At 39.2% G+C, this 20,169-nt stretch carries 12 protein-coding genes; 9 read left to right on the top strand and 3 right to left on the bottom strand.

Annotation, left to right across the window (positions count from 1 at the left end):
• The first annotated feature begins 275 nt into the window (after positions 1-275).
• The 9 genes from ACKGJN_RS02695 (at position 276) to ACKGJN_RS02655 (ending at position 15,233) form a co-directional block, all read left to right on the top strand.
• Entirely contained in the window at positions 276-3,434 is a 3,159-nt protein-coding gene (locus ACKGJN_RS02695) for a SusC/RagA family TonB-linked outer membrane protein (protein WP_409537886.1), read from the top strand.
• 5 nt (positions 3,435-3,439) lie between these two features.
• Complete coding sequence (locus tag ACKGJN_RS02690; RefSeq protein WP_409537885.1) at positions 3,440-5,128, top strand: RagB/SusD family nutrient uptake outer membrane protein; 1,689 nt, start codon at positions 3,440-3,442, stop codon at positions 5,126-5,128.
• A gap of 90 nt (positions 5,129-5,218) precedes the next feature.
• Positions 5,219-8,569, top strand: coding sequence for a VCBS repeat-containing protein (locus ACKGJN_RS02685; RefSeq protein WP_409537884.1), 3,351 nt, complete (start codon positions 5,219-5,221; stop codon positions 8,567-8,569).
• A 219-nt stretch (positions 8,570-8,788) separates the two neighbouring features.
• Positions 8,789-9,682, top strand: a complete 894-nt coding sequence (locus ACKGJN_RS02680; protein WP_409537883.1) for a PIG-L deacetylase family protein — start codon at positions 8,789-8,791, stop codon at positions 9,680-9,682.
• A gap of 93 nt (positions 9,683-9,775) precedes the next feature.
• Entirely contained in the window at positions 9,776-10,735 is a 960-nt protein-coding gene (locus tag ACKGJN_RS02675; RefSeq protein ID WP_409537882.1) for a nitrilase family protein, read from the top strand.
• Positions 10,736-10,847: 112 nt separating this feature from the next.
• Positions 10,848-11,147 (top strand): hypothetical protein, encoded by a 300-nt coding sequence (locus ACKGJN_RS02670; RefSeq protein WP_409537881.1) that lies wholly within the window; start codon positions 10,848-10,850, stop codon positions 11,145-11,147.
• A 202-nt stretch (positions 11,148-11,349) separates the two neighbouring features.
• The gene (locus ACKGJN_RS02665) at positions 11,350-12,975 is read left to right on the top strand and encodes a glycoside hydrolase family 10 protein (RefSeq protein ID WP_409537879.1); all 1,626 of its coding nucleotides are present in this window, start codon (positions 11,350-11,352) and stop codon (positions 12,973-12,975) included.
• A 10-nt stretch (positions 12,976-12,985) separates the two neighbouring features.
• Complete coding sequence (locus ACKGJN_RS02660) at positions 12,986-14,008, top strand: dipeptide epimerase (protein WP_409537878.1); 1,023 nt, start codon at positions 12,986-12,988, stop codon at positions 14,006-14,008.
• Complete coding sequence (locus ACKGJN_RS02655) at positions 13,998-15,233, top strand: C40 family peptidase (RefSeq protein WP_409537877.1); 1,236 nt, start codon at positions 13,998-14,000, stop codon at positions 15,231-15,233. The genes ACKGJN_RS02660 and ACKGJN_RS02655 overlap by 11 nt, the downstream gene beginning before the upstream one ends.
• 41 nt (positions 15,234-15,274) lie before the next feature.
• Here the strand turns inward: ACKGJN_RS02655 and ACKGJN_RS02650 are convergent, their stop codons facing one another.
• The 3 genes from ACKGJN_RS02650 to ACKGJN_RS02640 form a co-directional block, all read right to left on the bottom strand.
• Positions 15,275-16,177 carry an N-acetylmuramoyl-L-alanine amidase gene (locus ACKGJN_RS02650; RefSeq protein ID WP_409537876.1) on the bottom strand — a complete coding sequence of 301 codons (903 nt, stop codon included), beginning with the start codon at positions 16,175-16,177 and terminating at the stop codon, positions 15,275-15,277.
• A 345-nt stretch (positions 16,178-16,522) separates the two neighbouring features.
• A complete protein-coding gene (gene nagB, locus ACKGJN_RS02645) occupies positions 16,523-18,442 on the bottom strand; it encodes a glucosamine-6-phosphate deaminase (RefSeq protein ID WP_409537875.1) in 1,920 nt (639 codons plus the stop codon).
• Between the two features lie 50 nt (positions 18,443-18,492).
• A complete protein-coding gene (locus ACKGJN_RS02640) occupies positions 18,493-19,764 on the bottom strand; it encodes an ROK family transcriptional regulator (protein ID WP_409537874.1) in 1,272 nt (423 codons plus the stop codon).
• Between the last annotated feature and the right edge of the window lie 405 nt (positions 19,765-20,169).

Below are 20,169 nucleotides of genomic sequence, written 5' to 3'. Positions count from 1 at the left end.
ATGTTATTAGATAGACAAAAATTCACTATTACTATGATACCGAAAGCTGAAACCCCGCCCGGTTTTCAACCACAATAAGTAAATATTTACGGAAGTGAAAGTGCCATGGTAATGACAAAAATGATGCAGTTATAAGGAATTGTAAATTGTAAAATCAAAAAACTTCAGGAAAGTTTTATTATTTTTTTAGTTGAATTTCAAACTTTTGTTATATTTTCACGTTTCTTTCAATTAGCTTTATCAATTCATTAACAAAATTAAAGAACATTATGGATATGAAGATTACAACCAATCACATTGGATTTTCACCAGGAAAGAATAAATACCTTCATATAGGTGTGATTATTTTTTCTTTGTTTTTATTCTTTGGCACAGCAGAAACACAGGCTTTCAATAGCAATGAAAACATGCAACAAATCATTAATGGTACGGTTATAGACGAAAACGGTCTTCCTTTGCCAGGTGTAAATGTTCTTGTGAAAGGAACTAACAGGGGGACGCAAACTGATTTTGATGGTAATTACAGTATTGATGTTTCTGAAAATGAGACCCTGGTTTTTAGCTATATTGGGTATAGTAACCAAGAAATACTTATAGGGGGTAGTACAATAATCAATGTGACATTGTTAGAGGATGCCGCTCAACTTGATGAAATTGTTGTGATGGGATATACCACTCAAACCAGAGGGGATCTTACAGGATCAGTTTCTTCAGTGGATGTTTCTGAAGCGACAAAACAACCTATAGTAAATGCTGCAGAAGCGTTGGAAGGAAGGGTTACCGGGGTTACAGTAGTAAGTAACGGGCAGCCGGGTTCATCTCCGGTGGTAAGGATCCGTGGTTTTGGAACAAGCAATAATAACAACCCTCTATATATAATTGACGGAGTACAAACAGACGATCCTTCCATTTTGAACTCTTTAAATGCTGCAGACATTGCGCAAATGAACGTTCTTAAAGATGGTGCGGCAGCTATTTATGGTGCAAGGGCTTCAAACGGTGTAATTATTATAACTACAAAAAGCGGTGGTTATAGTATGCAAAAAGCATCCATTTCTATAGATAGTTATGTTGGGGTTTCCAGAGCTGCAAATCTACCTGATTTGTTGAACCCTCAGCAACACGGGGAAATGATTTTCCAAAGTTTACGTAATGACGGAGCAACAGTTCAACATCCGCAATATGGTGATGGAGCAAGTCCTGTAGTACCAACCAAACTTTTGGGAATTGACGTAGATGCCACAGTACAACCCGGCGGAACTGACTGGTTGGATGAAATCTTTCAGGAGGCACTTACACATAGTACTTCAATTTCTATGCAGAATGGAAATGAGAACGGGAAATATTTAATGTCTGTAAATTATCTGGACCGGGAAGGGATCCAGCTTTTTACAGGTTACAAAAGAGCTACTACCAGATTAAATTCTGAATTTAAACTAGGTGACAAATTTCGGTTAGGGGAACATTTAAATGCTTCTTTCGATAATACCCGAAGCGGGAATGAGATAAATAATGCCTTGCGTAGCAGCCCATTAATTCCTGTAAGGGATGATGCCGGCAATTTTGCTGGAACTTACCAGTCTTCTGCTGGATTATCAAATCCTACAAACCCGGTAGCGAATAGATATAGGGCAGCCGATAATTACAATAAATCTCTTCGTTTATTCGGGGATGTTTATGCTTCCTATCAACTTTTCGATGAATTGGTATTAAAAACAACCTTTGGGGGGGATATTCGGTCTTTCAATAACCGAAACTTTTTGCCCGTAAACCCTGAGCATTCAGAAGCACGTGCCACAAACACGTTAACCGAAAGTGATTTCAACAGGTATGAATGGGTGTGGACCAACACCGCAACTTACAATCAAACCTTTGATAATCATGTTATAAATGCTGTTGTAGGTATTGAGGCTTTATCTACAAGCCAAAAAGGAAAAAGCATTAGCCGAAATGATTATTTATTTGAAAACCCGGACTTCTATTTATTGGGTAATGGCGCGGGTACTCCAAATGTGAATTTTGCATATGATGGTACCTCCACGCTCTTTTCAATATTTGGAACTGCCAATTATTCCTTTGCAGGAAAATATTTATTAACCGGTACCTTAAGAAGGGATAAATCCTCCAGATTCCTCGGAGAAAATCAAAGCGATATTTTTCCTTCGGTAAGTGCGGGTTGGGTAATTAGTGAGGAAGAATTTTTTCCTATTGGAAATATTTCAAGGTTAAAATTGAAAGCTTCCTGGGGAGAATTAGGTAATCAGACTTTACCCGCATCCAATCCAACGATCAATATTTCTAATTTAAATGAGGGTCTGGCAAATTATGCTTTCAACGGAAGCGGTGCCATCACTACAGGGGCCATTTTAAGCCAGGTAGGAAATCCAAATTTGAGGTGGGAAAAAAGTATTTCTAAAAACGTAGGCCTGGAACTGGGAATGTTTGCCAATGCACTTACAGCCTCAATTGAATTTTACGAAATTGTTACAAATGATTTGATCACCAGGGATAACAGTTTGATTAGCTCTACAGCTATTGATGCCCAGGCACCATTGGTCAACCTTGGATCTATTCAAAATACCGGTTTTGATTTTAATCTTGGATATCAAAATAGCTCTTCTAATGATTTCACATATGGTATAGAACTTAATCTTTCACGTTACGATAATGAGGTGACGGATTTAATAAGTGATTTCCAACCAGGAGAATCTTTCTATAGAGGTGGTGCTATAACACGAAGTGCTGTAGGCCGTCCTTTATCTTCCTTTTATGGTAGAGTGTTAGAAGGTATTTTTGCCTCTGAAGCAGAAGTTTCTGGTCACGCCGATCAGGGATTTCCGGATCCGGCAAGTGGTGTGGGTCGTTTCAAATATAGTGATATCAATGGCGATGGCGTTATTAATGATTCAGACAGAACTTATATAGGTTCTCCTCATCCGGATTTTACCTATGGCCTAAACTTGATGGCGGGTTATAAAGGATTTGATATTTCTGCATTCATTGCTGGTTCTCAGGGAAATGATATTTATAATTATGAGAAAATCTACTCAGATTTCCCTACCTTTTTCGACGGGAACAGAAGTACAAGAGTTTTAAATTCCTGGGCACCTGATAATACAAATGCTGAAAACCCTGCTTTAAGCCAGACAATTACAAATAATGAAACCAATCCAAATTCCTTTTTTGTAGAGGACGGATCATATTTGAGGCTAAAGAACCTACAGGTAGGCTATAATTTTTCTGAAAATATTTCAGACAGGTTAAGTGTTGAAAGCCTTCGTCTGTATGTTCAGGGAACAAACCTCTTTACAATTACAGGATACGACGGACTGGATCCTGAGATACAATCGTTTAACAGTTTGAATTTAGGAATAGATGATAATATTTATCCTATCTCTCAAATTTTGACTTTAGGTGTTAATATAAAATTATAAAAAAGATGAAAAAGAAATTAATTTATTATATTCTTCCGCTAATAGTATTTATAGGTTGTAGTGAAGAATTTACGGAAACTCCAGCCATTGGTGCTTTAAGTGATCAAGCTTTACAAAATGAACAGGGAGTAGATCTACTTCTTACAGGTGCTTATTCCGTTCTCGATGGTAAACGTAATGCACAGGGTGCAGATGATTGGGCCGTGAGTGGAGACAACTGGTGGTTTGATGTTCTTTCCGATGATTCCCATAAAGGGAGTACAGATGGTGACCAGGCCGATCTTTTTTTAGCTGAAATTTACGACTGGACCAGTGGAAACCCTTATTTCTTCGGAAAATGGAACGGTCTTTATGCTGGGGTCAACCGTGCAAATGCCGTTATTTCTGTAATCCAAAAAATAGAAGACCGGGATTTTCCTGAAAAAGAGGCTGAAGCAAGATTTTTAAGAGGACATTTTAATTTTGAACTTCAAAAAATATATGGGAATGTCCCTTTCATTTCTGTCGAAAACTATGACAATACAGAATTCAATCAACCTAATCCGGGATCCATCTGGGGCGAGATTGAAGCAGATTTTCAGTTTGCAATAGATAATTTACCGGATACCCAATCAGATGCCGGACGTCCTACTTCATGGACTGCCAAAGCATTTTTAGCCAAAACTTTTTTATACCAGGATAAATATGGTCCTGCATTAACATTGTTTAACGAGGTAATAAATAACGGGCCATATGCTTTAAACAGTCACTTTTTTGATATATTCAGAGCAAGTGGGGAAAACAGCCCTGAATCTATTTTTGCTATTCAATTTGCAGCAGATGACGGATTGTCTTTTAACGGAAATCAGGGAGGAACCCTGAACTTCCCAGGTGGGGGACCATTTAATTCCTGCTGTGGATTTATACAGCCTACACAGGATCTTGTAAATGCCTATCAAACTGATGCAAACGGTTTACCCTTGTTAGATACCTATAACCAATCTGATGTTGCCAATGATTATGGTTTAGCCAGTGATGAACCTTTCACGCCGGAAACAGGAATGCTGGATCCCAGACTTGATTACACTGTTGGCCGAAGAGGAATAGATTATAACGGCTGGGGAGTAATGGTAGGTAAAGATTGGATTCGTGCAAGCCCTGCAGATATTTCAGGTCCGTATTTATCCAAGAAAAATATTTATTATGCAGGAGATGATGTTAACATGGGAACGGGTGACTGGGGTCAGCAACGTTCAGGTATTAACTATCAGATCATGAGATTCTCTGATGTGCTTTTGATGGCCGCAGAAGCAGCAGTTGAGCAAAACGATCTTGACCTGGCCTTGAAATATGTGAACAGGATAAGAAACCGGGCGAAAGACTCACCCGTGGTTCAAAACGAAGCCGGAACAGGTCCTGCAGCCAATTATAAAATAGAACCTTATGCTTCTTTTAATAGTCAGGATTTTGCCAGAAAAGCCGTAAGGTTTGAACGTAGATTAGAATTGGCACTTGAAGGTCAACGTTTGTTCGATCTAAGAAGACAGGACAGAACGGTGGAGGTTTTAAATACTTACGTGCAAAACGAAGCTCGTACTATTTCTAATTTTGGTCAAAAAGCGAAACAGTATGAGCCTAAACATGATCTTCTGCCAATCCCATTAAATGCTATTGATTTGAGCGGCGGTATATTGCAGCAGAATCCAGGCTATTAAATTATAGGCCAATTTTTTAAAAAAAGATAAGAAGAGCGCTATTTTTATAGGGCTCTTCTTATCTTTCACAAAACATTAAAATAAAGAGAGATGCCGAAATTTTTTCCTTCATTATTTTTTCTTTTTTTCGTTTTATTATTATTTTCCTGTTCTACTGAAAAAGAGGAGGATGAAAAAAAGAACGAGAAAAAACAATTCACTCAACTTTCTCCTGAAGATTCAGGAATTGATTTTCAGAATATTCTTAAAGAAAACGATACGCTTAATTATTTCACTTACTCCTATATTTACATGGGGGGCGGTATAGCCGCCGGGGATATAGACAATGACGGTTTGGTTGATCTTTTTTTTACCGGTAATATGGTTCCTAATAAATTATATCTTAATAAAGGAGACCTAAAATTTGAAGACATTACAGAACCTGCCGGGATAGCAGGAGATGATAGATGGTTTACCGGAGTCACCATGGCCGATGTGAATAACGACGGATTTCTCGATATTTATTGTTCAGTAGCCGGAAAATATGGTCCAAAAGCTAATTTATTATTCATTAACAATGGAGACCGCACCTTTACAGAAAGAGCGGCAGAATACGGTATTGCCGATGAAGGAAATAGTGTACAGGCTACTTTCTTTGATTATGATAATGACGGCGACCTGGATCTCTATGTTGCAAATTATCCTCCTACACGTTTCAACGCCCCTAACAATTACTACCAGTTCAAAATGAACAATGTTCAGGATATTGAAACAGATAATCTATACCGTAATGATGATGGAAAATTCACTAAAGTAACCAATGAAGCTGGTTTGCGTTCTTTCGGACTCACATTAAGTGCAACTGTTGGGGATTTAAATGAAGATGGCTGGCCCGATATTTATATCTCAAATGATTTTAGCTCGCCAGATTTTATGTATATAAACAATCAGGACGGAACTTTTCGGGAAGTGATAAAAAATGCTACCCAACAAACCTCCTTCTACGGAATGGGAGTAGATATTGCTGATTATAATAATGATGGACTCCTGGATGTGCTACAGGTAGATATGGATGCTAAAAGTAACAGGCGGGCAAAAGCGAATATGGCCAGTATGAACCCTGCAATATTTTGGAGCGCCGTAAATGCTGGTTTTCATTACCAGTATATGCATAACACCCTGCAAACTAACACGGGTGTAATGGAAGATGGGATTCCGAATTTCCAAAACACTTCCCGACTGGCAGGGATTTCGTCTACAGATTGGAGCTGGGGTGCTTTATTTGCTGATCTGGATAATGATGGGTGGAAAGATATTTTTATTTCGAACGGAACCAGGAGGGAAGTGAACAACCGGGATTATTTTAAGGAGCTTTCCCAGCTTCCTAACCAAAGAGATAGCTTGTTGAAGAGAACGCTGGCTATTCCATCTGAAAAAATCGACAATTTTGTATATCGCAACAAGGGTGATTTAACTTTTGAAAGATCCAATGAGGAGTGGGGTCTAGAATTTAAAGGTTTTTCCAATGGTGCAGTTTATGTAGATCTCGATAATGACGGAAACCTTGAGATAATCACCAATAATATTGATGATTACGCGACGATATTCAAAAACAACAACCTAAACCAAAACAATTATCTGGCAATTGAATTGGAGGGGCCGGAAAAAAATAAAAATGGTCTTGGGACACGAGTTTATTTGTCTGATTCCGGAAATACCCAAATGCAGGAATTGACTCTTAGTCGGGGTTTTCAATCTTCAGTAGCACCAAAATTGAATTTTGGTGTTGGTAAAAGTGAAACCATAGCTGAACTTAAAGTAGTTTGGCCCGATAAAAAAATAGAAATTCTTGAAAATGTTCCTTCCAATCAGCTTTTAGTGCTGGATTACAAAAACGCTAAAACTAAAGAACCTGAGCCTGCCCTAGGTGATCCTCCTGTTTTCCTTACAATTGCAGCAGATTCTTTAGGATTAAAACATAAACACACAGAGAATATTTATGATGATTTTGCCAAAGAGATCCTTCTGCCCCACAAAACTTCCATGTTTGGCCCAGGTGTGGCTGTGGGCGATTTAAACGGAAATGGTCTGGAAGATCTTTTTATTGGAGGTGCAACCGGGTATCCGGCAGGGATCTATTTTCAAACCGACAAAGGTTTTGTAAAGCAGGAGTTTGAGGATATTAAAAATGATCAAAAATTTGAAGATCTGGGCGTAATAATATTTGATGCCGATAATGATGGCGATAATGATATTTACGTGGTGAGCGGCGGTAACGAATTTGATATGAATTCAGAATGGTTGCAGGACAGGCTTTACATCAATGAAAACGGAATTTTCAGAAGATCCGTTTCGGCACTTCCTGAAATGATCACCAGCGGATCCAGAGTATATGCTGCAGATTATGACAATGATGGGGATCTGGACCTGTTTGTGGGTGGCCGGCTTGTTCCCGGAAATTACCCTTCACCTGCAGATAGCTATATCCTTGAAAACAGATCGGAAAATGGTATTGCCAAATTTGTAGATATTACTGCAAATGTTGCTCCGGATTTTGAGAAGCTGGGAATGGTCACCAGTGCCGTTTGGACAGATTTTGATGATGATGGATGGGTAGATCTCGTTATTGTGGGAGAATGGATGCCTATAAAGATGTTTAAAAATGACAGAGGAGAATTTTTCGATGTCTCTAAAAAAATGGGATTGGAAGATTCTGCAGGGTGGTGGTTCAGTATTGAAGCTGGTGATTTTGACAATGATGGGGATGTAGATCTAATTGCGGGTAATTTAGGACTCAACTACAAATACCAGGCGGATGAGGAAGAAACTTTTGATGTCTATTACCATGATTTTGACAATAGTGGTAGCAAAGACATAGTTCTTAGTTATTTTAACGATGGTGAAAAATTTCCGGTTCGTGGAAGAGAATGTTCTTCCCAGCAGATGCCGGGTATCAAACAAAAATTTCAAAATTACGAGTCCTTTTCAGAAGCAACTCTGGAAGATGTATATACAAATAGATCTTTAGACGATGCTTTACATTACCAGGTAAAATCTTTTGCCAGCCTTTATTTAGAAAATGTGGGAGGGTCTTTTAAAAAACATAAATTACCAAATGAGGCTCAGGTATCGAGCATCAATCAAATACTTGTAGAAGATTTTGATGAGGATGGTCATCTTGATGCTTTAATAGCAGGTAATCTTTACAGTTCTGAAGTGGAGACTCCTCGTTCAGACGCCGGGGTAGGGCTTTTCCTAAAAGGTGATGGCAAGGGTGAATTTGAACCTGTGCCTGCAAGAAAGAGTGGCTTATTTGTTCCCGGAGATGTTAAGGATATGGTGAGATTAAATACTCCTCACGGGGAATATATTGTTGTGGTAAAAAATGACGATTACGTGCAGTTGGTACGAGTGAATGATAAGATAAAAAATGAAATTGTTTCTGTAGAAAAGCAAAATTGAAATTAAGGAATTTTTGAGATTAAACAACGGACCGTGAACTGTATGTTATACAGAGGCTGAGATGGTGTTCTGAAAAATAAATTGAAATCTTTTGGAAATTAACTGAAGATAATTAATATGAAACATCCATGAGAATAAACTTTCTCACACAGGGGGATGTTTATATGGATGTTACTCCCGATAGCTATCGGGAGACCTCTAAAACAATATTATAAACAGATGAAAACAACTTTCATTTCTCTCCTTATTCTTTTTCTGCTGTGTAACGATTTCAATATGATTGCCCAGTCCAGGGGCAATATTAAATTAAATATTATTGTATTTGGCGGCCATCCTGACGATGCTGATAATAAAGCTGGTGGTACAGCCGCTCTTTTTGCAGAAATGGGACACCGCGTGAAATTTGTTTCTGTTACCAATGGAGATGCCGGTCATTTTGAGCTGGGAGGTGCAGCTCTGGCTGAAATAAGAAGGAAAGAAGCAGAAGAAGCTGGCAGGCAACTCAAAATAGCAGCTTATGTTGTGCTGGATAATCATGACGGGAAATTATTACCCACGCTGGATATACGGGATCAAATCATCAGAGAGATCCGTAATTGGGAGGCCGACATTGTTCTGACCCACAGGCCGGTTGATTATCATCCCGATCATAGATATACAGGAGTTTTAGTGCAGGATGCAGCCTACGTAGTGATAGTGCCCAATATTACTCCGGATACACCTCCGTTAAAGAAAAATCCTGTTTTTCTTTATTTAGAAGATCATTTTCAAAAACCTACTCCATTTCAACCTGACATTGCAGTTGATATTACAAATACTTTTGATAAAAAGATAAATGCTTTGGATGCACATAAAAGTCAAATGTATGAATGGTTGCCCTGGACAAATAATACCTTAGAATTGGTTCCTGAAAATGAAGATAAAAGGAAAGAATGGCTCAGCAATAATCGGTCCGGGAGTATTACTCCTGGTGAACGTGAGTCCTTAAAAAAATGGTACGGAAAAGAAAAAGGAGAATCAGTGGAATATGCCGAATCTTTTGAGATCTGCGAATACGGGAGGCAACCTTCTGAAGAAGAGATTCGGAAGTTGTTTCCAATGTTAAACCAATAATTTTCGATTGGAAATTTCAAGAAACACTGAATATGCATTTCTGAGTGCTACAGCTTTAATTTTCGGGAAAATAATGAGCTTGAAGAGTTAAAAATGAACGATCTAAAAGTTTCTACAGCACAATTTGAACATCGTAGTGGCGATAAGGAGTACAATCTTTCAGTTATAGAAGAGTTGTCAAAACAAGCGGCAAAGGAGGGTTCCAAGGTTATTTCTTTCCATGAATGTTCCATTACCGGTTATACTTTTGCCTGTCTTCTTTCCCTGGCCGAAATGTTGGATTTGGCTGAGGAAATCCCTGATGGCGATAGCATAGTTAGATTAACGGAAATCGTAAAACAACATAAAATCGTTATACTGGCGGGTCTTTTTGAAAAGGATAAAGAGGATAACATGTTCAATGCGTATGTTTGTGTAGACAAAAATGGTTTAGTAGCAAAACACAGAAAACTTCACCCGTTCATCAACCCATTCATTTCACCGGGAAATGAATACTGTGTTTTTAATCTTTTCGGATGGAAATTTGGAATCCTGATTTGTTACGATAACAATATTGTGGAAAATGTTCGTGCAACGAAATTACTTGGTGCGGAAATTATTTTTATGCCACATGTAACTATGTGTACCCCCTCCACCCGTCCCGGAGCAGGGTTTGTTGATTCCTCATTATGGGAAAACAGAAAGGAGGATCCTACTTCTCTCCGGCTGGAATTCGAAGGACCTAAAGGCAGGACCTGGCTAATGAAATGGCTGCCGGCAAGGGCGTATGACAATTCGGTATACGTGGTTTTTTCAAACCCAATTGGGATGGATGATGATCAGTTGAAAAATGGCTGTTCTATGATCCTTGATCCTTTTGGTGATATTTTAGCCGAATGCCGGAATTTAGGAGATGATATTGCCTCTGCTGTTCTTTTTCACGATAATATAGAAAAAGCTGGAGGTCATAGATATATCCAGGCCAGAAGGCCAGACTTATATCAGGAAATAATAGGAAAAGCGCATATTCCGGACCAAAAGGTGGTCTGGTTACGCCAACAAAACCTTAAGTAAAAAATGGATTTTTCTGTGACTCTTAACCTTTAAAAATCTTTCCTTAAATTATTGTTTAGATTTGTTATTTTAGTTTAAACAACAAAACATTATTGAAAATTTTCAATAGAGGTTGAAGGAATTACCTCCACCAACGCCTCCTATATGGATCCATGGCCCTTTTGTGATTTGTGCCAATCATATTGTCTCTGAAGTGGCCTGGATTTCTGAAAGCAAACGTGATTTTTTAGATTTTACCGGTCGTGTATCGATTCACGGAGAACGATTGAACGAAAGGGGAGTTCATTTTTTTCCCAGCCCGGAAGTTGACTGGACGCCCTACAAAAAAGCAAAAGAACCAAAAACATTATTTGCATGCTTTAACCCCTTTAGGAATCTGATCTTTATTAACAGTTACAACGGTTACGTTTAGTATTTTCTTTAATAGTTACAGGTTCAGAAATAACCTGAAGGAGGTATTTCTGGCGTGCCGGGATTGATGGGTGATCATTCTTCTAATTTTTTAATCTACAATCATTTATAATGAAAAATATTTTTTTTAAGGTCTGGTTTTTGTTATAAAATATGAATTTATAAATAACTTTGCCTCTAAATACTTAACTGAATAAATTCTTATGTTGCATAAACTTCCCTTCCTTATCGCATTGGTATTTATTGTTTTAATGGCCGGGTGTAAAGCGAAAAAAACCGTTCCTAAAAAATCAGAACCACAGGTTTCTGAAATTCCTCCGGTAAATCAGGAAGAACTTCCGGAATCCCTTATTATTAATGAGATTCCCGGGGAAGAATCGGCTGTAACGCCGGTTCAAATTATAAACAATGCCCCTTTTGTAATGCGGGAATTTCGTGCGGCCTGGATCGCTACGGTAGCCAATATCAACTGGCCGAGTAAATCGGGTTTATCAACCAGTGAACAGCAAAGAGAAGCGATTGTTTTACTTGATTTTTTAAAGAAACATAATTATAACGCGGTGATTTTCCAGGCAAGGCCACAGGCAGATGCGCTTTATAAAAGTTCACTTGAATCCTGGTCCTTTTTTCTAACAGGGGAACAGGGGAAAGCTCCGGAACCATTTTACGATCCTTTACATTTTTGGATTGAAGCAGCCCATGACAGGGGAATGGAGTTGCATGTATGGTTGAATCCATACAGGGCACACCATTCTACGGGAGGAAAGATCACAGGTGCCTCTATAGTTAAAACCCATCCGGATCTTGTGGTAGGCTTAAAAAATGGCATGTACTGGATGGATCCATCAAAAAAAGGAACTCAGGACCATACCGCCGCTGTAGTGATGGACATAGTGAAGCGTTATGATATTGACGGAATCCACTTTGACGATTATTTTTATCCATATGCCTCCTATAATAATGGGGTAGATTTTCCGGATGCAGCAAGTTTTGCAGCATATCAAAAAACAGGCGGAAAACTATCAAAACCCGACTGGAGAAGAGATGGTGTAAATACCTTCGTGGAACGAATCTATAACGAGATTAAAGCTGAAAAGCCAAAGGTAAAATTCGGGATAAGCCCTTTTGGTATTTACCGTCCCGGATTCCCGAAATCAATCGCGGGAATGGATCAGTACACCGAATTATATGCCGATGCCAGGCTATGGTTAAACGAAGGCTGGATAGACTATTATTCCCCTCAGTTATATTGGAAAATCAATCAAACCAAACAAAGTTTTCCGGTGTTATTGGGCTGGTGGGAAAGTGAAAACCTTCAAAACCGCCATTTATGGCCAGGAATAAATATAGATTTTGGCGGCGATGCGTTAAACGTTGATGAAACGGTAAACCAGATAATGCTCACCCGTGGAATGTTACCGGAAAGCAAGGGGACTGTGCATTGGAGTATAGGCCCGCTTCTTAAATATCCAAATGTTTCCAAAGCGCTGCTGGATGGTCCTTATCAAAAAGAGGCGCTGGTTCCTGCAAGTCTTTGGATGCATGATGTTTTGCCTGCAGCCCCTAAAGTGGAGGCAAAAGTTGTTCAGGATAAAGTCGAAATAAACTGGGGTCATTCTGATATAGATGAGGTTTTCAAATGGGTAGTGTATTTTAAATATAATGGGGTTTGGAGTTATGAAATTTTAAGCCGGACTCAAAACTCATTCGAATTATCCTATCTTCAGAATAAAAATGAAAAAGGATCCCATCTTACCTATATTGGCGTTACTGCCGTGGACAGAACAGGAAATGAAAGCGATTTTATTGAAGTTTCGGTTGGAGGATAATAATTAATCTATGCTGAATTTTTTCACATTTGACCTTGAACTGAAGGACACATTTACCATTAGCCATACTTCCAGGAATTTTCAAAAAACCCTGATTGTTGCTTTAACCGATGGAAACTTTACAGGTTATGGGGAGGCTGCAGCAACATCCTATTACGGTGTGACGGCAGAAGGTATGATCGCAGCGATAAAAGCGATAGAATCCCTGATCGCCGATAACATTCATAAAACCCCGGAAGAGCTCTGGGAGATCACCAACCCTTATTTAAAGGAAAATTCTTTTGCCCAATGCGCCCTGGACATAGCAATGCACGATCTTCACGGCAAAAGAAAGGGCCTTCCGCTCTATAAATTATGGGGTCTGGAGTTGAATAACCTTCCACAAACAAATTACACTATCGGTATTGATGCCGTTGAGAAAATGGTCCAAAAGATGCAGGAATTTCCCTGGCCATTGTACAAGATCAAACTTGGTACGCCCAATGATATCGAAATTATAAAGCACTTGCGAAAATACAGCGATTCGGTTTTTAGAGTAGATGCAAATTGCGCCTGGACCTCAAAACAGGCAATTGAATATTCAAAAATTTTAAAGGATTTGAATGTGGAATTTCTGGAGCAACCACTTCCGCCCGCAGATAGCGAAGGAATGGCTGAAGTCTTTAAAAAATCTGTAATTCCTGTTATTGCAGATGAAAGCTGTATCAAAGAAAGCGATGTGAAGAAATGCGCGGGCTATTTTCATGGAGTGAATATAAAACTCACAAAATGTGGCGGTCTAACCCCAGCCCGGAGGATGATTGCAGAAGCAAAAAAACCTGGAATGAAAGTTATGGTGGGGTGTATGACGGAGTCCACAGTTGGAATTTCAGCCATCGCACAACTTTTACCTTTATTGGATTATGTGGATATGGATGGGGCAATGCTCCTTAAAAACGATATTGCCGATGGAGTTAAAGTCTACGATGGTAAAACTCATTTCCCGGAGAGGAATGGTACTGGCGCTAAATTACTTATTTTTGATGAAGTCTAAAAAAATGAATGAAATGAAAGGATTGGGAAAATTCGGATATCTGGTAATGGGCGTTCTTTTGATTGCCAGTTCCTGCAAAACGAATGTAGCTACAGTGAATAATAGGGAATTGGATGAATTGCAAAAAATTATCGCAGAAGTAAAAGCGGAATACGCACCCGATTCCAGGGTGGCTTTATTTGATGTTAAAGCCAATCAAACAAATGGAACATACGTTCTAAAAGGAGAATCCAATATGGTGTCAGCGGTGAACTCTCTGAAGCAAAAACTGAATGCAGAAAAAATTTCATTTAAGGATAGCATTATCTTGCTCCCTTCGGCAGAAATGGAAAGAACTTCAGAGGGAATTATCAAGATCTCTGTTGCGAATCTTCGATCTGCGCCTTCACATTCAGCAGAGCTTGTTACCCAGGCAATTTTGGGTACCCCGGTTAAGGTTTATAAAAAAGACGGTGGCTGGTATTATATCCAAACTCCTGAGGCATATTTGGCCTGGGTAGATTATGGCGGAGTTACTCCTTTTACCAAAAATGACCTTTCCACCTGGAAAGCTGCAGATAAGGTGATTTACCTTGAAACATTTGGATTTGCCTATGAAGGAGCCAATACTAAATCCCAGGTGGTGTCAGATCTTGTTGCCGGGAACGTTTTAGAGGTCCTGGGAGAGGAAAATGGTTTTTACAAGGTGAAGTATCCTCATGGAAAAACAGGTTATATCGAGCAGGCAGATGCGCAACCTTATGAACAGTGGATTTCCGGTCTGCAACCGTCCGGGGAAACCCTTGTTGAAACTTCAAAGACGCTTATGGGGATACCGTATTTATGGGGAGGAACTTCAGCCAAAGGAGTCGATTGCAGTGGGTTTACCAAAACCATATTTTTCCTAAACGGGATCATCCTCCCGCGGGATGCTTCCCAACAAATTCATACAGGAGTTGAGGTAGATACCGAACGGAAATTTGAAAACCTCATTCCCGGGGATTTACTATTCTTCGGAAGAAAAGCTACAGATTCTACTTCAGAAAAGGTTATCCACGTAGGAATGTGGATAGGCAACAATAAATTTATTCATGCGATGGGCGATGTTCACATCAGCACCATGGATCGCGATGCAGAAGACTTTGATGAATATAATTACAACCGGTATTTACGCACGAAACGACTTATAAATGAAGAGGATTCTGAACTTATTTATTTGAACAAAACCAATATTTATAACAAGTAAATACCTCAAAAGGATGCATTGGTTTGTAATCAAATCAATAATTACATATATTTTTTATAGAGATTATAAAGTATTTTTAGGTCCTGCTCACTTAGGTTTGAGTCGATTTCCTTCTGAATAAAATGGAGTTTGAAGGCTTTTATCGCAGCATCCAAATCACTGGTATCGTACCCAATGATCCTTAATGCGAGTTTTGGTTCCGGACGCCTTTCGGTAAACAAACCTGGATTTAGCATGATCTCTGCCGGATCTAAGGAATCCTTGATTTTCAATTTTTCCGATTCATCTTCCAGCAAGATACTTTCGTCATACCAAAGTCCGAAGCCTTCTTCCGCGAGTTTTTTCCAGGGGAAGAATATATTGGGATCCACTTTTCTGCTTGGAGCAATGTCTGAATGACCTATGAAGTTAGCCGTGGGTATATTATATTTTTCCTTAAGCACTGCAAGAAGTTGGATCAAACTTGCAATTTGCAGTTCAGAAAAAGGTTCAAAACCGTTGTTGTCCAGTTCTATCCCCAAAGAAGTGGAATTTAGGTCGGTATCATTTCCCCATTTTCCTATTCCGCCGTGCCAGGCCCGGTAATAATCATTGAGCATATGAAAGATCTTTCCATCTTTTCCAATTACGTAATGTGCGCTAACCTGGGTGCGGGGAATTGTAAAGGTATAAAGGGTTTCTTCTGTAGAATCCTGGGCCGTATGATGCAGGATGACATAATTTGGTTTCCGAAGGTTGAAATTGGTGGTTCCTGCCCAATAATCCCCATAATTTAAGGCCGCTTCCGGAATGTTTTGGTTTGGGGGAAACGTATTTAATTCTTTGGTGAGCGTCTTCGACTGTTTTTTATGGATTCTGTTTGAGGAAGCATAAGGATTTGAAGCGCAGGAAAATAAAACAGAAGCAACAAGAATTAAGGGGAATACACGGAAAAAGTTCTTCATTTACATCAATTTTTTAGGTAAATAACGCTGTTTTTGCCCGAGAAGTGTTCTGAAACAATTTAAAATTCCGAATTCAAAATTCAAAATCCCGAAATGGAATTCATCTCAATTCTCATATCTCAAAGGTTTTTCGTTTCTGGGTTTCACGCAGTGGACACGGCGTAAAAACTTATTAAAATATTGATTAGACTTTCGGGTTTCACGCAGCGGGCGCAGCTGTTAACGCAGCCCCGATAGCTCGGGACTCGTAGAAATTAATCTTCATTGCTTTTAGCCACGAATGCACGAATATTTTTTATCTCAATACTCAATACTCAATTCTCATATTTAATATCTCACATCTGGTTAGAACTTCCACCTCACAAAAGCTTCCATAGCTTCATAATCTGCAAGCCCTAGGTTATGGTAATTCTCTGCGGTTTCCCTGTTTCTTTCCTGGGCTCTCATCCAGAATTCCCGATGGTCGTCTCCCGGGAAAACAGGGTGATCTTTTTGCGACTGATGTTGAAAAATAGCGTTTCTTTTTCTTTGAACCTCAACAGGAGAGAGGGGAACGGCCATTTCAATCTCGTGTGTTTCAAATTCATCCCAGGCTCCTCGGTACATCCATAACCAGCAATTTTGTGTCCATTCCTCCGTCTCACGAAGACGTTTCATAGCTTCAAGGATTATTCTGAAACATACGATATGAGTGCCATGCGGATCGTCAAAATCACCTGCTGCAAAAACCTGTTGAGGTTTAATTTCCTGAAGCAATTCCATAGTTAGTTTCACATCGATCTCTTTGACGGGGTTTTTTTCAGATTTTCCGGTTTCATAGAAAGGGAGCGCCATAAAATGAATGTTTTTATCCTGTAAACCGGCATATCTTGCCCCTGCATAGGCTTCAGATTTTCTGATAAATGCCTTTACATTTCTTATCTCCGGAAGGTCGATCTCATTGGGTTTTTTGGTTTTCAGGAATTCCCTCATCCTGGCATAAATTTCCATCAGCCTTTCGGTATCCTTACCAATACTTTTATTGAAATCTATGGTAAATTCTATATAACGGAGCACATCGGTATCCCAGACTGCGGTATTTCCAGAAGTTTGATAGGCCACGTGCACCTCGTGTCCCTGATCCACCAACCGGATAAAAGTACCTCCCATGGAAATTACATCATCATCCGGGTGCGGAGAGAAAATAAGGGCTTTTTTATGGGCAGGTTCGGCTCTTTCGGGACGCTGGCTATCATCGGCATTGGGTTTTCCGCCCGGCCATCCGGTTATGCTATGCTGTAACTGGTTGAATACATCAATGTTTATATCGTATGCCGGTCCCTTTTCAACGGCTAATTGTGCCATTCCGTAGGTGTTATAATCCTCATCGGTTAGTTTAAGAATGGGTTTTTCAATTTCAGAAGATAGCCAGATAACCGCCTTTTTAATCAGTTTTTTATCCCAGGCACAATCTTTTACGAGCCATGGAGTATTAAACCGGGTCAATTCTGATGCAGCTTCTTTATCCAGCACAAATTTCACACTATCTGAAAGTTGTAAGTAAGTAGCCGGTACTTTTCCTGAAATTTCTCCTTCTACTGCTTTTTTTATAATAGAAGCCTTTTTTCTGCTCCAGGCCATCAAAATGATTTCCCGGGCTTTAAAAATGGTGCCAATTCCCATAGTGATGGCTTTGGTAGGAACATTTTCCTTACCTCCAAAATCCCTGGAGGCATCTCTTCTGGTAAGATCGTCTAAAGTTACCAGCCGCGTACCAGAATTGGGTGCCGATCCAGGCTCGTTAAAACCTATATGCCCGGTTCTTCCTATCCCAAGTATCTGAAGATCTAATCCGCCAACTTCCTCTATTTTATTTTCGTATTCCAGGCAATAATCTGCGATAGCTTCTTTTGCCAGGGTCCCATCGGGAATATGGATATTTTCCCTTTTAATATCTATATGGCTAAAGAGGTTTTCATCCATAAATGCCACATAGCTTTGCTTTGCATCAGGTTGCATGGGATAATATTCATCGAGGTTAAAGGTGATCACATTCTTAAAACTAAGTCCATCTTCCTTGTGCATCCGCACGAGCTCATTATACATTTCCACTGGAGTTGCCCCGGTTGCAAGTCCTAAAACGGCATTGGTTCCTTCTTCCTGTTTCCTTTTTATAAGATCTGCGATTCTTTGTGCCACCATTTTGGAGGCTATATGCTCGTCTGCAAAAACGCTTACCGGTAATTTTTCAAACCGGGTTTCTTCAAGTAAATTTAATCTAGCCATAATTAATGAAATGCTTTTTAGGATTTTTTAATCTGAAATGAGGGATTTTTTTAATTGATCTCTGCTTTTGCTGAATCGATTTGTTCTTTGAAAATATGTTCCATAACCGCCACTGTGGCTCCCAACAAACTCGAATTTTTTCCGAGAGTTGATAGGGAAATTTTAGTCCGTTCTTTTAACTGGATCATAGTATACGTGTTGAGGGATTGCTGAATGGGAGTGGTTATAAATTGATTGGCTTCGGCAATTTTTCCTTCCAGGATGATCAGTTCCGGATTAAATATTTGTATTAAAATAGCAATTCCTTTCCCGAGGCTTATCCCAATTTCCGACAAAACATTGATAGCAAATTGGTCGCCCAGATTGGCTGCATCAATTATAATTTCCGGCTCCAGGTTTTCAATTTCATTGTCGATCATCGTGTTTAAAATGGATGTTTGCCCAGCCTCAAGTCCTTTTTTCGCCTTATTGACCATTGCTATTCCGGAGGCCACCGTCTCTAAACAACCGCGTTTCCCACAATGACACAATAATCCGTCTTCTACAATAGGAATATGGCCAAACTCTCCTGCAAAACCGGAAACCCCGGTATGCATTTTTTTGCCCATGATAATTCCCAATCCAATTCCCCAATCCATGGAGATCACAAGGACATTACTTTTGTTTTTAGCAAGGCCAAACCTGAATTCTGCCAGACAGGAACTTTTTGCATCGTTAAAAATGATAACAGGTTTTTTAAATCTTTTTTCAAAAGCGCTTTGTAAGGATTCAGATTCCTGGTCTTGTAAGAAATACGTGTAGTTTTTGCCTTCTTCAGAGGAAACCAGGCCGGGCATGCTAATTCCCACCCCCATTAATTTATCAGAATTTAATTTTGAAGCCGTTATCATTTCTGATGCATATTTGTATATAAATTCTACAATCCGGAAATCTTTGGATATTATGGTAGGAATGGTTTTTTCAAACAGGATTTGATGTGTATTATCCAAAATGGCTAGTTTGATCTTGAAGCGCTCTATTTGAATGCTCAGTACAAAAAAGGTATGTTTTTTTAAGCCGAACAAATCCGGCTTTCGCCCACCGACCGACTCGCCTTGGCCTTGTTTTTCAACTATTCCGGCAGCTGTCAATTGGTTGAGCAGCGCCATTGATGTTGGTAAACTCAATTTAAAGGTACTGCAGATGTCGGCATTTGTATTGGTGCCGTTAATATAAAGGTGCTTTATAATACGGATCTTTTGCAAATATTTTTTCCTTTCAACATTGGTTAAATTCGATGGAGAAATACTGTTTATGAAAAAATCCTGTAAAACTTGAGTCATAGTTATAATTTAAATTAAAGAAATTTACTTTGTTACCGGTCAGGATTAAGTTTTTATTCTTAACGGTAACAAAGTTAATTTTTTCTAAAAATATATAAAAAAATATATTCTTCAAGGCACTTTATGTAAAATTTAATAAAAGTTTGATTGTTTATTTAAAATTTATATTTTTAGCCTTATTGTTTTAGAAAAAGTGAAGAGGAAAGTGAAAACGGTCAATGCTATATAGTCATGGACAAGTGGAAAGTGGAAAGGGAAAAGTGGATATCCTTTTTTTGTCATTCTGAACGAGCTTTTGGGCGAGGAAGAATCTCTACGCTGTGTAAGGGTTCGGTGTGTTTAAAATGTGATTGACTTTTATTTGTGATTCGTCTCAGGAGTACGCGGGATTCTTCACTGCGTTCA

The sequence above is a fragment of the Gillisia xinjiangensis genome (genome assembly GCF_046298265.1).
Taxonomy (GTDB): Bacteria; Bacteroidota; Bacteroidia; order Flavobacteriales; family Flavobacteriaceae; genus Gillisia; species Gillisia xinjiangensis.
Note: the sequence above shows the minus strand (reverse complement) of the source record. Positions and strands in the feature narration are given on the sequence as shown.

Coding starts and splice junctions, on each gene's coding strand:
- ACKGJN_RS02650 (WP_409537876.1), bottom strand. CDS start 16,177: ATGAAGAACTTTTTCCGTGTATTCCCCTTAATTCTTGTTGCTTCTGTT.
- ACKGJN_RS02655 (WP_409537877.1), top strand. CDS start 13,998: ATGAAGTCTAAAAAAATGAATGAAATGAAAGGATTGGGAAAATTCGGA.
- nagB (WP_409537875.1), bottom strand. CDS start 18,442: ATGGCTAGATTAAATTTACTTGAAGAAACCCGGTTTGAAAAATTACCG.
- ACKGJN_RS02640 (WP_409537874.1), bottom strand. CDS start 19,764: ATGACTCAAGTTTTACAGGATTTTTTCATAAACAGTATTTCTCCATCG.
- ACKGJN_RS02695 (WP_409537886.1), top strand. CDS start 276: ATGAAGATTACAACCAATCACATTGGATTTTCACCAGGAAAGAATAAA.
- ACKGJN_RS02675 (WP_409537882.1), top strand. CDS start 9,776: ATGAACGATCTAAAAGTTTCTACAGCACAATTTGAACATCGTAGTGGC.
- ACKGJN_RS02660 (WP_409537878.1), top strand. CDS start 12,986: ATGCTGAATTTTTTCACATTTGACCTTGAACTGAAGGACACATTTACC.
- ACKGJN_RS02680 (WP_409537883.1), top strand. CDS start 8,789: ATGAAAACAACTTTCATTTCTCTCCTTATTCTTTTTCTGCTGTGTAAC.
- ACKGJN_RS02685 (WP_409537884.1), top strand. CDS start 5,219: ATGCCGAAATTTTTTCCTTCATTATTTTTTCTTTTTTTCGTTTTATTA.
- ACKGJN_RS02665 (WP_409537879.1), top strand. CDS start 11,350: ATGTTGCATAAACTTCCCTTCCTTATCGCATTGGTATTTATTGTTTTA.
- ACKGJN_RS02690 (WP_409537885.1), top strand. CDS start 3,440: ATGAAAAAGAAATTAATTTATTATATTCTTCCGCTAATAGTATTTATA.